General features: G+C 63.3%; 15 protein-coding genes and 1 pseudogene. 9 read left to right on the top strand and 7 right to left on the bottom strand.

The features are described from left to right. Positions 1-31: 31 nt before the first annotated feature. The 4 genes and pseudogenes from FAZ95_RS08320 to FAZ95_RS08335 form a co-directional block, all read right to left on the bottom strand. Positions 32-1,105, bottom strand: coding sequence for an ABC transporter substrate-binding protein (locus FAZ95_RS08320; protein ID WP_175425551.1), 1,074 nt, complete (start codon positions 1,103-1,105; stop codon positions 32-34). A gap of 129 nt (positions 1,106-1,234) precedes the next feature. Next, positions 1,235-2,257, bottom strand: coding sequence for a substrate-binding domain-containing protein (locus FAZ95_RS08325; protein WP_137332013.1), 1,023 nt, complete (start codon positions 2,255-2,257; stop codon positions 1,235-1,237). A gap of 156 nt (positions 2,258-2,413) precedes the next feature. Next, positions 2,414-3,843, bottom strand: a pseudogene (locus FAZ95_RS08330) (MFS transporter). Between the two features lie 7 nt (positions 3,844-3,850). Continuing rightward, a complete protein-coding gene (locus tag FAZ95_RS08335; protein WP_137332014.1) occupies positions 3,851-4,288 on the bottom strand; it encodes a nuclear transport factor 2 family protein in 438 nt (145 codons plus the stop codon). A 1,335-nt stretch (positions 4,289-5,623) separates the two neighbouring features. Between FAZ95_RS08335 and FAZ95_RS39250 the strand changes: the two genes are divergently transcribed. The 9 genes from FAZ95_RS39250 (at position 5,624) to FAZ95_RS08380 (ending at position 13,417) form a co-directional block, all read left to right on the top strand. Continuing rightward, positions 5,624-5,773, top strand: a complete 150-nt coding sequence (locus tag FAZ95_RS39250) for a hypothetical protein (protein WP_175425478.1) — start codon at positions 5,624-5,626, stop codon at positions 5,771-5,773. A 71-nt stretch (positions 5,774-5,844) separates the two neighbouring features. Then, positions 5,845-8,598 (top strand): magnesium-translocating P-type ATPase, encoded by a 2,754-nt coding sequence (gene mgtA / locus FAZ95_RS08345; protein WP_137332015.1) that lies wholly within the window; start codon positions 5,845-5,847, stop codon positions 8,596-8,598. A gap of 96 nt (positions 8,599-8,694) precedes the next feature. Further along, positions 8,695-9,807 carry a porin gene (locus FAZ95_RS08350; RefSeq protein ID WP_137332016.1) on the top strand — a complete coding sequence of 371 codons (1,113 nt, stop codon included), beginning with the start codon at positions 8,695-8,697 and terminating at the stop codon, positions 9,805-9,807. A 140-nt stretch (positions 9,808-9,947) separates the two neighbouring features. Next, positions 9,948-10,277 carry a DUF4148 domain-containing protein gene (locus FAZ95_RS08355; RefSeq protein WP_137332017.1) on the top strand — a complete coding sequence of 110 codons (330 nt, stop codon included), beginning with the start codon at positions 9,948-9,950 and terminating at the stop codon, positions 10,275-10,277. A 405-nt stretch (positions 10,278-10,682) separates the two neighbouring features. Next, positions 10,683-11,009, top strand: a complete 327-nt coding sequence (locus FAZ95_RS08360; RefSeq protein ID WP_137332018.1) for a DUF4148 domain-containing protein — start codon at positions 10,683-10,685, stop codon at positions 11,007-11,009. Positions 11,010-11,333: 324 nt separating this feature from the next. Further along, entirely contained in the window at positions 11,334-11,630 is a 297-nt protein-coding gene (locus tag FAZ95_RS08365; protein ID WP_137332019.1) for a cupin domain-containing protein, read from the top strand. Between the two features lie 107 nt (positions 11,631-11,737). Beyond that, entirely contained in the window at positions 11,738-12,352 is a 615-nt protein-coding gene (locus FAZ95_RS08370) for a glutathione S-transferase family protein (RefSeq protein WP_137332020.1), read from the top strand. A 281-nt stretch (positions 12,353-12,633) separates the two neighbouring features. Next, positions 12,634-12,828: a hypothetical protein gene (locus FAZ95_RS08375; protein WP_137332021.1), complete on the top strand. Its 195-nt coding sequence runs from the start codon at positions 12,634-12,636 to the stop codon at positions 12,826-12,828. A 121-nt stretch (positions 12,829-12,949) separates the two neighbouring features. Next, positions 12,950-13,417 (top strand): metallophosphoesterase family protein, encoded by a 468-nt coding sequence (locus FAZ95_RS08380; protein ID WP_137332022.1) that lies wholly within the window; start codon positions 12,950-12,952, stop codon positions 13,415-13,417. A 56-nt stretch (positions 13,418-13,473) separates the two neighbouring features. Here the strand turns inward: FAZ95_RS08380 and proP are convergent, their stop codons facing one another. The 3 genes from proP to argA form a co-directional block, all read right to left on the bottom strand. Continuing rightward, entirely contained in the window at positions 13,474-14,949 is a 1,476-nt protein-coding gene (proP, locus tag FAZ95_RS08385) for a glycine betaine/L-proline transporter ProP (RefSeq protein WP_137332023.1), read from the bottom strand. Positions 14,950-15,544: 595 nt separating this feature from the next. Continuing rightward, positions 15,545-15,820, bottom strand: a complete 276-nt coding sequence (locus FAZ95_RS08390; protein ID WP_137332024.1) for an oxidative damage protection protein — start codon at positions 15,818-15,820, stop codon at positions 15,545-15,547. Between the two features lie 58 nt (positions 15,821-15,878). Next, entirely contained in the window at positions 15,879-17,258 is a 1,380-nt protein-coding gene (gene argA, locus FAZ95_RS08395) for an amino-acid N-acetyltransferase (protein WP_137332025.1), read from the bottom strand. Between the last annotated feature and the right edge of the window lie 14 nt (positions 17,259-17,272).

Here is a 17,272-nt window from a genome sequence, read left to right on the forward strand (position 1 = left end):
CACATACAGCGCCCTCTTGTCGCCGCCGCGATCAATGCATGATTTGCAGATACTGTTCGCCGAATGCCTGCTGCTTCTCGGCCATCTTCGCGAAGTCGACGGGCTTGGCTCGCGCGTAGTCGCTCGGCGGGAGGAACTTCGACGCGGCGTCGGCGCTCATCTGGTTCGCGCGCACGGGCCGCAGATACGCATTCGCCCACAGCTTCTGCCCCTCGTCGGAGAGCACGAAGTCGAGCACCTTCTTGCCATTCGCTTCGTGCGGTGCGCCCTTCACGAGACTCATCACGTACGGCACCGAGATCGTGCCTTCCTTCGGGATCACGAATTCGACGTTCGCGTGATCCTTGTATTTCGCGCGGTACGCATCGAAATCGTAGTCCAGCAGGATCGGAATTTCACCGGACAGCACGCGCGCGTAGGCGGTCTGCTTCGGCACGATCGGCGCGTTCGCTTTCAGCTGACGAAACCAGTTGAGGCCCGGCTCGAAATTGTCCATCGAGCCGCCGAGCGCGAGGTTCACCGCCACCGCGCCCGCGTAGCCGACGAATGCGCTCGACGGATCGAGATAGCCGATCATCCCCTTGTACTCGGGCTTGAGCAGATCGGCCCACGATTGCGGCACGGGCTTGCCCTCGAGGGCGTCCTTGTTGACGAAGAAGCCGAGCGTGCCCGAGTGGATCGCGAACCAGTAGCCTTGCGGGTCCTTCATGTTCGCGGGGATGTCGCTCCAGTGCGCGGGCTTGTACGGCTGGATCACGCCCTTGTCCTTCGCCTGGAACGCCGACGACACGCCGAGATACACCACGTCCGCCACTGGGCTCTTTTGCTCCGCCATCAGCTGCGCGATCGCCTGGCCCGAGTTCTTGTTGTCGAACGGGACGCGGACGCCGGTCTTCTGCTGGATCGCCTGAATCTGGCTCGCCCAGTCGGCCCATTCGGGCGGGCAGTTGTAGCAGATCGCGGTTTCGTCGGCGTGCGCGGGCTGCGGGGCGGCGACGAGCGCGATGCCGGCGGCGGGCATGGCCGCGGCGATTAGCGCGGCGGTGCCGGCCTTGGCAAACAGACGGCGCAGGGGCGCGCGAACGGAAAATGAACGACGTGTCACAGCGGGTCTCCTTGCGGACGTTGGGAAGGGGCTTATGGGGTGCTGCGGGTGATGCCGATGTCGGGGTCCGGTACGAGCGCTAATGTGGCCGGCACATGTGGCCGGCCCAGGCGGCGAGCGGCGCACGGCTTAGCGATGACCGACGGTGTCCGAGATCGCGCAGATCGTCTCGCCCGCGCGCAGCGTATGCGGCAAGGTCAGCGAGAGCGATTCGCCGTCGGCGGTGCCTTCGATGCGGTTCATGAGGCGTTGCCACGCCGCGCAGCCGATCTCGCGGTTCGGCGTGCGCAGGCTCGCGAGCGGCGGCGACAGCAGCTCGCCGACCGCGAGGCCGTCGAAGCCGAGAATCGACATGTGTTCCGGCACCGAGTACGACGCACGGCGCAGCCCGCGCATGACGACCATCGCGAGCAGGTCGTTGCTGCAGAAGAGCGCGGTGGGGCGGTTGGCGCCCGTCGTCAGGTGCGCCAGCACCGAAGGCGCGAGTTCGTCGGCGTTGAAATCGACTTCGAGCGCGGGGGCGGGTGTGAGGCCCGCTTGCTGCATCGCCTGCGAATAGCCGACGTAGCGCAGCCGGGCGCGGTCCGATTCGGCGAGCGTGCCGGCCAGCATCAGGATGCGCCGGTGGCCGTGCGCGATCAGCATGCGCACGCCTTCGTAAGCCGCGAGCCGGTTGTCGACCGATACCGCCGGACGGCGCACCGTGTCGTTGTGCATCAGCACATAGCGAGGGCCCGCGTGGTCGAGCTCGTCGAGGAGCGGGTGCGTGTCGGCATCGGCGACGGTCAGGATGAGGCCCTCGACGCGTTGCGCGCGCAGCGTTTCGATCGCGTGGCGCTCGCGGTCGGCGTCGTATTGCGTCGTCATCAGCATGAGACGGTAGCCTTGCGCCGACGCCAATTCGTCGATCCCTTGCAGGCACTCGGCGAACACGGGATTGGCGAGGGTCGGGAGCACCACGCCGATCAAGCGTGTGCGGTCGCTGCGCAACTGGCGGCCGAGCGGGTTGGGGATGAATTGAAGCGCGTCGATCGCCTCGCGGATCTTTTCGAGCGTGACGCGATTCACGGAATGGGGAGCGTTGATCGCGCGCGAAACCGTGGCGATCGAAAAGCCGGCGTAGGCGGCAACATCCTTGATAGTGTGTTTCATCCTGGTCGTGCGCTGATGTAATCGTTTTCGTAGGGGGAATTATCTAGACAGAATATGTCCCTTACGTGACGTTTTTGCGCATCGGCCATGCATCTTTTGTGCGGCCGTTTGCCGGGACGGGCCCGATCGCGGGCCTGATCGTCGGGCCGCGTTTCTTTATTCGTGTGCGGCGCAGCGCTCGCCAGCCTCGAGTGCGGATCGCGCGCCGTCCGCATCGCGGACGTTCTTGCGCCGCGTCGTGACCCACCATACCGCCGCGGCTGCCACCGAGACCGCAATGACGGTCGCGAGCGCGACATGCATCGCCGTTTGGAACGCATGCAGCGTCGAGATGAATGTTCCGAAGATTGCAACGCCTAGCGCCGCACCGCTTTGACGCGCGGAGTTGAGCACCGCCGCCGCAATTCCCGCACGGCTCTTCTCGACCGTGCCGAGCGCAGGCGAGGTCGCTGCCGGCGATATCAAGCCCGAGGCAAGGCCGATCGCGAGCATCGGCGCGACCGCCATCCAGTAGGGCGAGCCGGCCGTCGACAACATCATGCCGAGCGCGCCCGCCGCGTACAGCCCGAACGCCGCGCACATCGAAATCCGCTCGCCGATGCGCTTGGCGATGCGGCTCGACGAGAGCCCGCCGAGCGCGACCATGCCGCTCATCGGCAGAAACGCGAGCCCCGCGTGAAGCGGCGAAGCGCCTCGCGCTTGCTGGAAAAAGAGACTGAACGTGAAGAACATGCCGTAAAACACGAACGCGGAGGCCATCGAGACGAAGGTCGAGCCCGCGAACAGGGCGTCGCGAAAGAAAGCGAGCGGCAGCATCGGATGGCGGCCTCGCGACTCGATGAAAAGGAAAGCACTCCAGGCGAGGGCGCTTGCGACGATGCCGGCCACGATCGCAGCCGATTTCCAGCCGAGCGCCGGTCCTTCGATGAGCACAGCGATCAGCGCGCCGAGTGCGACGATGGCGGCGGCCTGGCCGGGCCAGTCGAAGTGCGCCCGCAAGCGTTCGTCAGAGCGCCCGTTCTGCGCGATGACGTCGCGCTCGACCGGCAAGGTCAGCCAAAGCCCGGCAAGCCCGATCGGCACGTTCACGAAAAAGAGGCTCCGCCAGCCGAACAGCTCGATCAGGAGCCCGCCGATCAGCGGCCCGGACGCCATCGCCACGCCGCCGCAGCCCATCCACAAGCTCACCGCCGCCGCGCGCTCGGCCGGCTCGGGAAAAGCGCGATTGATGAGCGCGAGCGAAGCGGGCACGAGCATCGCGCTGCCCGCGCCCTGCAACGCGCGCGCGCTAGCGTCGTTTGGGTCGGAGCGAAGCCGCACAGCGCCGAGGCCAGCGAAAAGAGCGCGAGGCCGGCAAGATAGACGTTGCGCGCACCCAGCCGGTCGCCGAGCGTGCCGCCCGTCATCAAGAGGCTAGCGAACGTCAGCGTGTAGGCGTTGACGACCCATTGCAGCCCGGCCACGCCGCTGCCGAGCGAGTGGCCGATCGCGTGCAGCGCGACATTGACGATCGAGGCGTCGAGCAACACGATCGTGTAGCTCACGCTCGTCGCCGCGAGCACGCGCCGGGCAGTGCGATTCGACATCCGACGCTCACGGCTGTGCCGCTTGTCGTGTAGCCGTGGCCATGAGCGACTTGAAGCCGACCCATCCCCAGTACACGCGATGATGGGCGATGAGACCACCGGCGATATCCATGACCTCGACGAGATCGACCTGGTCGCCTTCGGGCGTCTGCCGCGGGTACTCCCACACCAACTGTTTGCCGTTGGCGAAGAAGACGCCCGTGCGATACCACCGTCCGAGGTTGCTCGGAAGCTGGCGCAGGCCTGCCGCGAAGAATTCGCGGATAGCCTGCTTGCCCACGAGCATGCCGTCGCCGTGCTCGGGCAGCGTCGCCACGATCAGCGGCGTTTCGAGGATGGCGTTCTCTGCGTAGAGCGACACGAGTCCGTCGAGATCGCGATTCGTGACCGATCGATGCCACGCCTCGTAGATGTGGAGGATCTCGGAGTCCGTGCTGGTCGTCATCGAAGTTCTCCTTTCGGGTGAGTTCAATGGCGAGCGTAGCAGCCGCTGTGGCGGGATGTTTCGACGTGGATCGAAGCGTCGGGGCAGGGGGCGGTGCGTTTCTGTGCCGGGAAAAGCGGGGCCGTATGTCTTTGCGCCAGGATCTTTGCGAGGGTATCGGGGGCGCAGTTGGTGCATCGTCGGCGCGATGGTAGAATCGCGTCCGCCCTGCCCGGGTGATGAAATTGGTAAACATAGCGGACTTAAAAAATTGAGTGCCCGAGCCGGAAACGGCCGGTGCAGAACCCTTCAAATTCGGTGAAACCCCTGGTTCGAATCGCCCGCGATTGTCGTGCGGCGTACTAGGCCGAGGCAACGCCGAGCCAAGCCCGATTCCGGTCGCGACGACCGCGTCAGGAAGGTGTAGAGACTAGACGGGGGGCGCCTACCGCTCGCCGCACGAAACGTGCGGGATGCCACGGCGAAGGCATAGTCCAGCGCACGAACGGTGATGACCGCATCGCCGGCTTCGAAAGATTCAGTGTGATGAAAATCCGCCGCTTAACGGCTTGCCGGTTCGAGTCCGGTCCCGGGCACCATCTCATCTCCTAGCCATGCATAGCCGTTGCAGGGCTTTCCCAGTTCAAATAGCCCGGTGGAAGGAATTCGACCACCGGGCTTTCGCGCGCGGCTCATGAAACCGCGTTACCGGTGAGCGCAAGCAAGGTCGGTCGGACTAGTCCGATATTGCGAACCGACGCCCCAGATGAATTAGCAGAACTAATCTGATTTAGCGGCGCAAGTTCGGCCGCAGTCCAAAATATTCCTGCGTTTTGTTGACATCAACTTTCACGGTGTTTACTATGCGTCCATTCTCATTTCAGGGGCTGATGCCTTGGACTCTTGCAGTAGTCGATCTCCGAAAAGTTTGACTGCCTGACCGGCAGGACGTCCGCCCCTCCAAGCCGCCGTCCCGCCAGCAGGCAGGATGGTGCGCATCGCAGTTTTCTTCGCAATCCCCCCCGCACCTTCACCGATCAACGCATGGATTAGCGTCATGACGCTCGCCCATACGCTCGATGTCGCGCGTCCAGATACCCGCGACAGTGTCTGCGCACGCTCGCACGATTTGCGCGATGCGTGACTGAATCATTGCCCTCGTGCAAAAGGCACGAGAAAGGAGCACGTATGCCTGACAGCGACTCTTGTCCCTTACGCCAATCCGTTATCCCTTCCGCCTGAGCGGAGGCCGTGCCGTTCCACGTCATCGCCGCACTGAGCGTTGGCGTCATGGTTCAGGCCTTGCTGCAGGCGCCTAAACGATGCGCCGGGCCACAGCCCGGACGGAGGAACCTCATGCAATACGCTCTTCTCGTATCCGAGCTGCCTCACATTCAGGAGGCGCGCGCTCATTACGACTCGCTGCTGACATTGCACTCCAGCGAGCGCAGCCGCATCGCGCCGCTCGGCAAGTGGTGGGCCGCAGTCCGCGCCCGGTTCTGCTGAACCGCTAATTTTCACTTTTTCAGGCCGGGGCGTCGGGCTGGCTTGCGCCTGCTCGACGCCCGGAAGAATCAATGCAAAACCGACACACACCCGATCGTCACTCTCGGCGAGAGCAGAGAGGATTCCTAAGTACACCGTCGAATGATGGCCGTAACAAAGCTTCCGCGCGAGTGGCCAGCGAAGCGGGCAACAGCATCGAGGACACGTTGCTGCATACGCAAAGCTCGCTCGACGGCTTGGTCGAAGCCGACGCCGAGCGGCGCCTGAAGAGCGCGGGCCCGAACGAGGTCGCCCACGACAAGCCGCCTCACGCCCTGATTCAACTGTTGCACGCCTTCCGTAATCCGTTCGTGATCGTGCTGCTCGTGCTGGCGGGTATCAGCTACTGCACGGACATCTACTTCGCCGCACCCGGCGACCGCGATTGGACCGGCGTGAGCATCCTGCTCACGATGGTCACCGTGAGCAGCCTGCTGCGCTTCGTGCAGGAGTACCGGTCGAACAAGGCTGCAGAACGGCTCAAGTCGATGGTGCGCAGCACCGCAACCGTCGCGCGCCGCGCCTCGAAATCCGCCAAGTCGATCAAGCGGGAAATTCCGATGTCCGATCTCGTGGTCGGCGACATCGTTACCCTGCAGGCCGGCGACATGATTCCCGCCGATCTCCGCCTGATCCAATCAAGGGACCTGTTCATCAGCCAGGCTGCGCTCACGGGCGAAGCCCTGCCCGTCGAAAAGTACGACACGCTCGGCGCGGTGGTGCAGAAGTCGGCGCATTCCGGCACCGACGGTCCAGCCGATCCGCTCGAACTGCCGAACTTCTGCTTCATGGGCACCAATGTCGTGAGCGGCACGGCGACCGGCGTCGTGGTCGCGACCGGCGTCGAAACCTTTTTCGGCGCGCTCGCGAAAAACGTAACCAGTCGCAAGCGCGTCGAAACGAGTTTCGATCGCGGCGTGAACAGCGTGTCGTGGCTGCTGATCCGTTTCATGCTCGTGATGGTGCCTGTCGTTTTCCTCATCAACGGCCTGTTGAAAGGGGATTGGCTTTCCGCACTGACGTTCTCGCTTGCCGTAGCGGTCGGTCTGACGCCGGAAATGCTGCCGATGATCGTGTCGGCGAACCTCGCCAAGGGCGCGGTGGCCATGGCGCGCCGCAAGGTGGTCGTGAAACGCCTGAACTCCGTCCAGAACTTCGGCGCCATGGATGTGCTTTGTACCGACAAGACCGGCACGCTCACGCAGGACCGCATCATCCTCGAGCACCATCTGGACATCCACGGCCAACGTGACGATCACATCCTCGAGCTTGCGTGGCTGAACAGCTTCCATCAGAGCGGACAGAAGAACCTGATGGATATCGCGATCGTGCAGCACGCGAATGCAGCCGGCGTGGCGGCCACACAGGCGCATTTTGCGAAGGTCGACGAGCTGCCGTTCGATTTCGTGCGCCGCCGCCTCTCGGTGGTGGTCGCGCGCAGCGACGGCAGCCAGCTGATGGTGTCCAAAGGCGCGGTCGAGGAAATGCTCGCGGTATCCACGCATATTCAGGAAGGCAGCGTAGTCCGCGAACTGGATGGGGCTGCGCGCAGCGCGATGATTGCGCGGTCGCAGGAATACAACGAGGAGGGCTACCGGGTGCTCGTGGTCGCCACGCGCGAGATTGCGAGCGACGAGGCCAAGCAGCAATACGGGACCGCGGACGAGCAACGGCTGGTGGTGCGCGGCTTCCTGACCTTCTTGGATCCGCCGAAGGATTCGGCGCTGCAAGCCATCCGCGCGCTGAACGAGCATGGCGTGAGCGTCAAGGTGCTCACAGGCGACAACCCGATCGTGACGGCGAAAGTCTGCCGCGACGTGGGTCTCGATCCCGGCACGCCGCTGCTTGGCCGAGACGTCGAACGCATGAATGACGACGAGCTCGGCACAGCGGTCGAGCGCACGACGGTCTTCGCGAAACTCACGCCGTTGCAGAAAGCACGCGTCGTCAAGGCGCTGCAGGCAAACGGGCACACGGTGGGATTCCTCGGCGACGGCATCAACGATGCCCCTGCGCTGCGCGACGCCGATGTGGGGATCTCGGTCGACACCGGCACCGATATCGCCAAGGAGACCGCCGACATCATCCTGCTCGAAAAGAGTCTGATGGTGCTCGAGGAGGGTGTCATCACGGGCCGGGAAACGTTCGGCAACATTCTCAAGTACCTGAACATGACCGCGAGCTCGAATTTCGGCAACGTGTTCTCGGTGCTGATCGCCAGTGCGTTCCTGCCGTGGGAGCCGATGCTCGCGATGCAGTTGCTGATCCAGAACCTGATCTATGACCTGTCGCAGATGTTCCTGCCGTGGGACAAGATGGACCCCGAGTTTCTCAAGAAGCCCCGCAAGTGGGATGCCGGCAACATCGGCCGCTTCATGATTTGGCTCGGGCCGACGTCCTCCGTGTTCGACATTACGACCTTCTGGCTGATGTGGACGGTGTTTGGTGCCGGCGCGGCTTACCACGCGACTGGCGGCGGCCAGATCATCATGAACTCCGGCTGGTTCATCGAGGGTCTGGTGTCGCAGACGCTGGTCGTCCATATGCTGCGCACGCATCGGATCCCGTTCCTGCAGAGCATGGCTGCACTGCCGGTCACGCTTTCGACGACCGTCGCGATTTTGATCGGCTGCTGGCTGCCGTTCTCGCCGTTCGCGTCGGCGCTCGGTTTCCAGGCGCTGGACCACAGCTACTGGTGGTGGCTGGTTGCGACTATCGCGGCCTACATGCTGCTGACCCAGTGCGTCAAGACCGCATACATCCGCCGCTACGGCCATTGGTATTGAGCCTCAAAGAATCGCCGGCGCGCGCCGGCGGTCGCTGGAGCGGCGTGACGGCACGTGCGCCGCTCGTTTCATCACGCATTTCAGGAACACATGGATATGTTGGCAACAAGAAAAGCATCGCGTGTTGGCGCGACGATCGGCACGTTTGCGCTCGCGGTTTACACCATCGACGCGCACGCGCAAAGCAGCGTGACACTCTATGGCGAACTCGATACGGGTCTGGCCTGGTTGAGCAACGTGGGTGGCCATGCGAAGTACGAAGCCACGAGCGGCCTCATCGACGGAAACTACTGGGGCCTTCAAGGCGCGGAAGACCTCGGCGGCGGAAACAAGGCGGTATTCCGGCTCGAGCGCGGTTTTTCCATGACGTCGGGCGAAAGCTTCAACGATCATCCGTTCTATCTGGGCTTGGCCAACGAGTCGTTAGGCACGGTCACGCTCGGCTATCAGTACGACCCCATCCATGACTATCTGGCGCCGTTCACCATGACGGGCGGCGCAGGCGGCACGGCGTTCGCTCATCCCTTCGACAACGACAATGCGAACAACTCGCACCTTGCGCGCAACGCGGTCAAGTACGAGAGCCCATCGTTCGGAGGACTGACGTTTGGCGGTATGTACGCACTGTCGAACGCAGCGGGGCAATTCGCGAACAACCGTGCGTACGGCTTGGGTGCAAGCTACCGCAACGGTTCGTTCAATGCCGGCGCCGCATGGTTGCATGTGAACGGCGCGGGCGCCACCGATGGCGGCGCGTACGAGAGCGTCAGCCTCCCCGGCGCCAACCGGGACGTGTTCGACGCCGTCGTCGGCACGCGGAACACCTACGGCGTTGGAGCGAGCTATGCGTTCGGCGACTTCACGCTGGGAGGCGCATGGTCGCGCTCGACGTTCAGCGGCGTGACCGATGCCGATACCGCAAGCGCGATGCCTTCGGTCGGGTTCAGCAACTACGAAGTCAATGCGGCCTATCAGTTGATGCCCGCGCTGTCGCTTGCCGGTTCGTATACCTACACGAAGAGTGCGAGCCAGCATTGGCACCAGGGTGGCCTTCAAACGGTCTACCTGCTCTCGAAGCGCACCGATGCCTACGTCGAGGCGCTCTACCAGCGCGCCTCGCAGGATGCGCCGGCGGTGATCAATACCGCTGCGCCGTCTTCGAGCCAAAACCAGTTGCTGGTGGGCGCCGGTATTCGTCACCGGTTCTGATTGTGAGGAATTGAAGAATAGTGAATTCGCATTCTAGGTATTTACCCTAGATCGCTGCGCTCCTAGACTTGCTTCCAATCGCTGCAGACAAACAACAGACGTTTGCAGCTTCGGAAATCAAATATTTGGAGGTAGTGATCATGAAATCGCTCATCAAGGCCGTTGCCGTCGCTCTCGTTCTTGCTGCTCCCGTTGCTTCGTTTGCCCAATCGAACCAGCCGGTGACGCGCGCTCAAGTGCGTGCGGATCTGGTCCAAGTCGAAAAGGCCGGTTACAGCATCGGCGGCGACAAGACCACCTATCCGGAGCGGATTCAAGCGGCCGAATCCCGCGTTGCCTCGGAAAACAGCGTAGCGCAAGCCAACACGAGCGGCTTCGGTTCGGAAGCGAGCGCCACGTCGCAATCGGGCCTGCGCAGCAAGACGGCCAGCAGCTACTCGGCTCCGATCTCGGTCTATCAACATCCGTAATCGGCAATCCGGCACGTTTCGAGCCGGCACGGGCGCCCGGATGGGCGCTCGATATCGAATCGACGCAAAGCAGGCCGAATCGTTTTAGGGGACTGCTTTGCGACCCGCGCGAAATCTCCGTCGCTTGCCCTGGCGACTTTGCCCAGTCCGTTTTCGGACTGGGTTTTTTGTTTATCGAGCCCTTTATCGGCACGCTTGGCGGCGCCTATCGACACCTATTCGGCAGGTTATTGGCACCGCCTCGAATGGCTCCCGAAAGCGATTTGTCATTGTGACGCGGCGAACAACAATGTTTTCACTAATTAGGTATTAACCCTTAAGAGCTGCGCGACTAGACTGTGTTCATCGGCTCCGAACACAAGCGTTTGTGAGCCCCGACAAGACAATCTTTGGAGGTAGTTCATCATGAAATCGCTGATCAAGGCCGTTGCCATCGCCGCCATTCTTGCCGCTCCGGTTGTGTCGTTCGCCCAGCAGTCGAACCAGCCGTTGACGCGCGCTGAAGTCCGCCAGCAACTCATCGAGCTCGAACAAGCCGGCTACAACCCGGCCCGTGCAAACGACTACGACTATCCGGCCGACATCCAGGCCGCCGAAGCGCGCGTCGCCGCTCAGAAGGCAGGTGGTCCGCAATCGCAAGCAACGGGTTACGGCACGGCCGTGAGCGCATCGTCGCAGTCGGGAAGCCCGGCGACGGCTGCCGGCACGAAGCCGATTTTCTTCGGTCAGTAAGCAGGGGAGGCCGGGACACTATCCAGGCCGCCCAAGCTCTCCACGCAGCCGGAACACCCATCGCTTAGCGGCGTTCCGGCCGCCAGGAACAAGAAGCCGGTCCGCAGTCGATTCAAACGTATCAAGGCGGGCCGACTCACGAATCTTGCCGTTACCTCCGCCGCCGGCAGTCCGGTGGCTTCGCCCGGTCACCCTGTCCGGGCGCTTTTTCTTCTTCCGAACGCCGAATCGAAACCCGCTGTACCGGATCGTCGCCGGTTCGCTGTATCGGGAAGCGCGCTCGTTCCGCTTTTATGATGCGGTTTTTGTCAGCGAGCGACGCTTATGTCACTGATCGATTTCGATACGTTTGCCGCGAGCCTGCCCGACGCCTGGAAGTCGTCGATCGTCGGGCACGTTGGACCCGCGCGGATCAAGGTCCTCAAAATGGACGAGCAAGCGTACGGCGAAGAGACGCACGACTACAACGAAGCGCTGATCGTCGCGAGCGGCGAGTTGAGGCTTCAGGTCGCCGGGGAAACCATCCTGGTCGGCGCGGGGCAGATGTATCTCGCCGAGGCCGGCGTGCCGCACGCGGTACTCCCCGGCAGTCACGGAACGCTCGTGATCGTCGACGTTTAGTTTTCCGCGACTTCGATAAGGCGCGCGCGGCGTCGACAGACCTTTTCACGAAGCCGCATCCGCTGCTACAGTCATCCTCCCTTCACTCTGAAGCAACGAGGCCCGGAATGAAATTGGTTGGCATGCTGGATTCCCCGTTCGTGCGTCGCGTCGCCATCTCGATGGCGGTGCTCGGCATTCCGTTCGAACATCGCAGTCTGTCGGTGTTTCGCACGTTCGACGAGTTCGCGAAACTGAATCCGATCGTCAAGGCGCCGACGCTCATCGAAGACGACGGGACCGTGCTGATCGAATCGACGCTGATTCTCGATCATCTCGACCATAAGGTTCCGCCCGACGCGCGCCTCATGCCCCAGCGCGGTGCCGAGCGCACGCGTGCGCTGCAATTGGTCGGCTACGCGCTCGCGGCTGCCGAAAAGACGGTGCAGATCGTCTATGAGCGCGAGCTTCGTCCGCAGGAGAAGCAACATGAGCCGTGGCTTGTGCGGCTGCAAGGACAATTGGCTGCCGCTTACGATTTGCTCGAAAAGCAGATCGGCAGCGCCGACGGCTGGCTCGTCGGTAACCGCATGATGCAGCCCGATATCACGGTGGCGGTTGCGTGGCGCTTCACGCAATACATCTTGCCCGGCATGATCGATCCGGCGCGCTATCCGGCGCTCGCTGCGTTTTCGGCGCGCGCGGAGGCGCTGCCGGAGTTCGTCAACGCACCGCTCGAATAATCGGGCGTCCGTTCATCGAAGTTTGACGCGCACCGGCTCTCGCGAGCCGATGCGCGAGCGCCTCCAAACGCGCCTCCAAACGCCACTCCAAGCCCGCCGCCACACTCGCCGCCGCGCGCATTTGCGGCCCATCCTCAAGGTCTTTCCGATTGTTCGCCTGTGCCGACAAGTGACTTTCACTTTCGCGCATTTATCCGCACGACCCTCGTCCCTAGAATGGAACCCATCGAAACATAGAGGGCGTAGCGGCGCGAAAAACCGCACAGCGCGAAGGGGCGGAAATGAGGGACTTGATCGAAAAGCAGTTGTACAACCCGTCGGTGGTGCTGCCAATGTTCGCGCTGATGGAAATGCTCGTCTCCACGGATTTCAGCCTCGGCCGCGTGAGCCTCATGGTCGCGACGAAGGGCGCGCAAGCCGCGCTGACTCGTTCGCGCGAATTCATTTGCGCCCATCATCACAGCCAGCTGCACTAAGCGAGGCATCGGGCGCCATGCGCGCCTGACACGGCCTGAGCTGTTTCCTATGTGTGGTTGGCTTGGCCGCAGGCGAGCGTAAGATGGCGGGACCTTCCTATCGCAAACCGCCACTCACGCGATGAGCGTCTCCCGCATCGGCCTGATTTCCGACACCCACAATCTCGTGCGTCCCGAAGCGCTGCAATGGCTTGCGGGATGCGACGCCATCATTCATGCAGGCGACATCTGCGCGCCGCACGTGCTCGACGCGCTCGCGCAAATCGCGCCGGTGACGGCGGTGCGCGGCAATAACGACTTCGGCGAATGGGCCGCGCACTTGCCGGTATCGACGACGCTCGAAGTGCAGCGCGTGAAGATCCACGTCGTGCACGACATCGCCGATTTGCAGTTCGATGCGCTTGCGGACGGTGTGTGCGTAGTCGTCACCGGGCACTCGCACAAGCCGCAAGTCGAAGAACGCGATGGCGTGCTGTTCGTCAATCCAGGTAGTGCAGGGCCGCGCCGCTTCAAGCTGCCGATCTCGGCGGGGATGCTGACGATAGAAGACGATCGCGCCGAGGCTGCGCTGCATACGCTCGTCGCGTAAACATAAAAGGCGCTGCATATCGTGTGCAGCGCCCGTTTCGCTTCTAGACGGAGTGCTTAAACGCGTACGGTTGCCACCGGGGCATAGACGTCGTCGTTCATCTCCTCGGCCTCACGCGCTTGGCGCACGAGCGCATGCGCTTCGGCGCGCGTCGCCACGGCGGGCGGCGAGCCCTTGAGCGGCTGCTTCGCGGTCTCCGCGAGCGCGACCACCGACACGATCCCGATCACTGCCGCGCCCATCAGGTAGTACGCGGGCATCATCAGGTTGCCGGTCGTTTCGACGAGCCAGGCGGTGACGAGCGGCGTCGTGCCGCCGAACAGCGACACCGAGACGTTGAAGCCGATCGCGAGCGCGCCGTAACGGATCGCGGTCGGGAAGAGGGCGGGCAGCGCCGATGGCATCACGCCCGTGAAGCACGACAGCAGCGCGCCGAGGATCATGAGGCCGCCGAACACCGGCAGCGTCTCGCCGGTTTGAATCAGCATCAGCGCCGGAATCGAAAGCAACAGCAGGCCGACGCAGCCCGCGAGCATCACCGGCTTGCGCCCGATCGCATCCGACAGATGCCCCGCCGCGAGCGTGAGCGGCATCATCAGCACCATCACGAGCAGCACGAGGAAGAGGCCGTGCGTTTCGTCGAAGTGCAGCGTCGCCGACAGATAGCTCGGCAAGTACGACAGCGCCATGTAGTCCGTGACGTTGAAGATCAGCACGAGGCCGACGCACAAGAGGAGCGGTTTCCATTGCGCGGCGAGCATCTTGCCGAACGACTGCTTCGGTGCGGCGCGGTCGAGCGCCTCGCGTGCTTCGGCCTCGCGCTTGAAGGCAGGCGTCTCCTCGAGCTTCATGCGGATGTAGAGCCCGATCAAGCCAAGCGGCCCGGCGATCATGAACGGCACGCGCCAGCCCCACGAGAGCATCGCGTCTTCGCTTAGCGTGGCCGTCAAGAGCGCGACCGTGCCCGCGCCGAGGATGTAGCCCGCCAGCGTGCCGAATTCGAGGAAGCTGCCCATGAAGCCGCGGCGTTTGTCCGTCGAGTACTCGGCGATGAAGGTCGCGGCGCCGCCGTATTCGCCGCCGGTCGAGAAGCCCTGCACGAGACGCGCGAGCAACAGCAGCGCGGGCGCAAAGATGCCGATCGTGCCGTAGCTCGGGATCAGGCCGATCGCGAACGTGCCGACGGCCATCATGATCATCGTCATCGCGAGCACGCGCTGGCGGCCGATGCGGTCGCCGAGCGGCCCGAACACCATGCCGCCGATCGGCCGCACGAGAAATGCGGCAGCGAAGGTTCCGAAGGTCGCGATCAATTGCGCGGAGGGGCTGCTCGACGGGAAGAACACTTTGCCGAGCGTCACGGCGACGTAGCTGTACACGCCGAAGTCGAACCATTCCATGGCGTTGCCCAGCGCCATCGCACCGACGGCGCGCTTGAGCAGGCTTTTATCGACGACGGTGACGTCGTCGGCTTTGAGGGGGGCGTTGTCTTGTTGTTGGTTTCGCGCGGGGCCGTTGAGTGAAGCGGTCAAGGTCAAAAACTCCTGTGACTGGGCCGAATCGGGATGCGATTCGTGTCCCGATGCGGCCACGATTGCCGAAAACGTGCACGCTCGCGAGTTCGAGCCGGCGGCGGACAAATCGAAGAAAAAGAAACGCCCGTGCCTCGCGCCGAACACGCGAAAGTGCACTCGAGAGTGATGCTGCTGGGGCGGCGCCTGCCCGATGGGAGGGCAGATCGAACCGGCCGCTAGGGGACGAATCCCACGAGGACGGTTTCCTCGTTGGCCGGCACACGCCGTGTCTAGGCTTGGAACGATAAAGGCCGGATGCCCGATGCGCTTCTGAGCGCTGCAACCGACAAGCCTTTCTGTGTCAAAAGATATTCAATCTCGCCGCGCCGCAAAGCGGGTACGCATGAAATTGAACGCGAATGAAGGTGAATTGCTGTTGGAAAGATGCAGATCGTATCACGATGTAAGCGTTCGCTGCAAACCCGGGCTCGGCGGCGGACTGGGCGAAGCGCTCGATCGCTTGCTGGGCGGGGGATTGCGGCGGGTGCAAAAGACCGGCCCGCATTGCGGGCCGGTCTTTCGAGTCATGCAGCTTGCGATACTCGACGCTGCGTCAACTCTGCTCCGGCGGCACGTAACCCGACGCGTGGTCCGCGCCGTCGCCAAAGAAGTACTTCTCCGTCTGCTTCATCAGATACTGACGCGCGCGCGGATCGGCCATGTTCAAGCGGTTCTCGTTGATGAGCATCGTCTGGTGCTTGAGCCAACCCTGCCACGCTTCCTTCGAAACGCTTTCATAAAGGCGCTTGCCGAGCTCGCCCGGCAGCGGCGGGAAATCGAGGCCCTCGGCTTCCTTGCCGAGCTTCGCGCATTGAACCATACGGGTCATCTTGTACTTCTCCTGTAGTCGATGTGGGGGCAGCTTAGCGTGACTTGGACGCGCTCGCTCAGAGCTGTTTCAACAGCACGAGCGATTTGCGCTGCCAGTTATAGAGGCGGCGGCGGTCTTCGGGCAGGTCGTCGACCGTTGCCTTCTTGAAGCCGCGCTTTAAGAACCAGTGCTCGGTGCGCGTGGTCAGCACGAAGATGTGTGTGAGGCCGCGGGCCCGCGCGCGCTGCTCGATGCGCTTCAAGATCCGCTCGCCGTCGCCTGAGCCTTGCGCTTCGGGCGCGACCGTCAGGCACGCCATCTCGCCGATGCGCTCCTGCGGATACGGATAGAGCGCCGCGCAGCCGAACAGCACGCCGTCGTGCTCGATGACCGAGAAGTGGTCGATGTCGCGTTCGATCTGGTGACGTCCGCGCCGCACGAGCGTGCCGTCCGATTCGAGCGGCTCGATCAGCTGGAGGATGCCGCCGACGTCGTCCGGCGTCGCTTCGCGCAGGCTTTCGAGGTTCTCGTACGAGATCATCGTGCCGACGCCGTCGTGCAGGAACAGTTCGAGCAGGAGGCTGCCGTCGAGCGCGTAGGGCACGATGTGCGCCCGCGCGACGCCGCCGCGGCACGCGCGCACCGAATGCTTCAGATAGAAGCCCGCGTCGCCTTTCACTTCGCCGCTTTCATGCAGCTTGTACGCCTCGTCGAGCGACATTTCGGCGATCAGCTCGCTGTTCTCGTCCGTGAGGCCCTGGGTCTCGGTGAGGAAGACGATCTTGTCGGCGCGCAGCGCGATCGCAGCGGCCGAGGCCACGTCTTCCATCGAGAGATTGAACGCCTCGCCCGTCGGCGAGAAACCGAGCGGCGAGAGCAGCACGAGCTTGCCGCTCGCGAGCGACAGGCGGATCGATTCCGCGTCGATCTTGCGCACGAGGCCCGTGTGCTGGAAATCGACGCCGTCGAGAATGCCGACCGGGCGCGCCGTCACGAAGTTGCCCGACACGACGCTGATGTGCGCGTGCGCCATCGGCGTGTTCGGCAAGCCCTGGCTGATCGCCGCTTCGATGTCGAGGCGCACTTCACCCGCGGCTTCCTTCGCGGATTCGAGCGCGCGCGCATCGGTGATCCGCATGCCGTGCGAGAACTCCGACTGCACGCCGTGCAGGTTCATCTGTTCCTCGACCTGCGGGCGAGAGCCGTGCACGAGCACCATCTGGATGCCCATCGCCTGCAACAGCGCGATGTCGGACACGAGCGCATTGAGCAAGCCCTCGTGCACGACTTCGCCGCCGAAGCCGACCACGAAGGTCTTGTTGCGGAACTTGTGAATGTAGGGAGCGACCGAACGCATCCAGTCGACGAATTGGGCGCGTTCGGCGAGCGTTTCCGCATCCGGCGAGGTGCTCGGAACGGGCTCGGGCGCAGAGATGAGGTCGGTTTGAGAATTCATGCCGGGATTATAAT

Source organism: Trinickia violacea (assembly GCF_005280735.1).
GTDB classification, from domain to species: Bacteria; Pseudomonadota; Gammaproteobacteria; order Burkholderiales; family Burkholderiaceae; genus Trinickia_A; species Trinickia_A violacea.

What these genes read in the sequence shown, in the direction of transcription:
- FAZ95_RS08355 (WP_137332017.1), top strand. Translation starts at nt 9,948, where the DNA reads ATGAAATCGCTCATCAAGGCCGTTGCCGTCGCTCTCGTTCTTGCTGCT.
- FAZ95_RS08360 (WP_137332018.1), top strand. Translation starts at nt 10,683, where the DNA reads ATGAAATCGCTGATCAAGGCCGTTGCCATCGCCGCCATTCTTGCCGCT.
- FAZ95_RS08390 (WP_137332024.1), bottom strand. Translation starts at nt 15,820, where the DNA reads ATGACCCGTATGGTTCAATGCGCGAAGCTCGGCAAGGAAGCCGAGGGC.
- FAZ95_RS08335 (WP_137332014.1), bottom strand. Translation starts at nt 4,288, where the DNA reads ATGACGACCAGCACGGACTCCGAGATCCTCCACATCTACGAGGCGTGG.
- FAZ95_RS08325 (WP_137332013.1), bottom strand. Translation starts at nt 2,257, where the DNA reads ATGAAACACACTATCAAGGATGTTGCCGCCTACGCCGGCTTTTCGATC.
- FAZ95_RS08375 (WP_137332021.1), top strand. Translation starts at nt 12,634, where the DNA reads ATGAGGGACTTGATCGAAAAGCAGTTGTACAACCCGTCGGTGGTGCTG.
- FAZ95_RS08350 (WP_137332016.1), top strand. Translation starts at nt 8,695, where the DNA reads ATGTTGGCAACAAGAAAAGCATCGCGTGTTGGCGCGACGATCGGCACG.
- FAZ95_RS08365 (WP_137332019.1), top strand. Translation starts at nt 11,334, where the DNA reads ATGTCACTGATCGATTTCGATACGTTTGCCGCGAGCCTGCCCGACGCC.
- FAZ95_RS39250 (WP_175425478.1), top strand. Translation starts at nt 5,624, where the DNA reads ATGCAATACGCTCTTCTCGTATCCGAGCTGCCTCACATTCAGGAGGCG.
- FAZ95_RS08380 (WP_137332022.1), top strand. Translation starts at nt 12,950, where the DNA reads ATGAGCGTCTCCCGCATCGGCCTGATTTCCGACACCCACAATCTCGTG.
- FAZ95_RS08370 (WP_137332020.1), top strand. Translation starts at nt 11,738, where the DNA reads ATGAAATTGGTTGGCATGCTGGATTCCCCGTTCGTGCGTCGCGTCGCC.
- mgtA (WP_137332015.1), top strand. Translation starts at nt 5,845, where the DNA reads ATGCAAAACCGACACACACCCGATCGTCACTCTCGGCGAGAGCAGAGA.
- argA (WP_137332025.1), bottom strand. Translation starts at nt 17,258, where the DNA reads ATGAATTCTCAAACCGACCTCATCTCTGCGCCCGAGCCCGTTCCGAGC.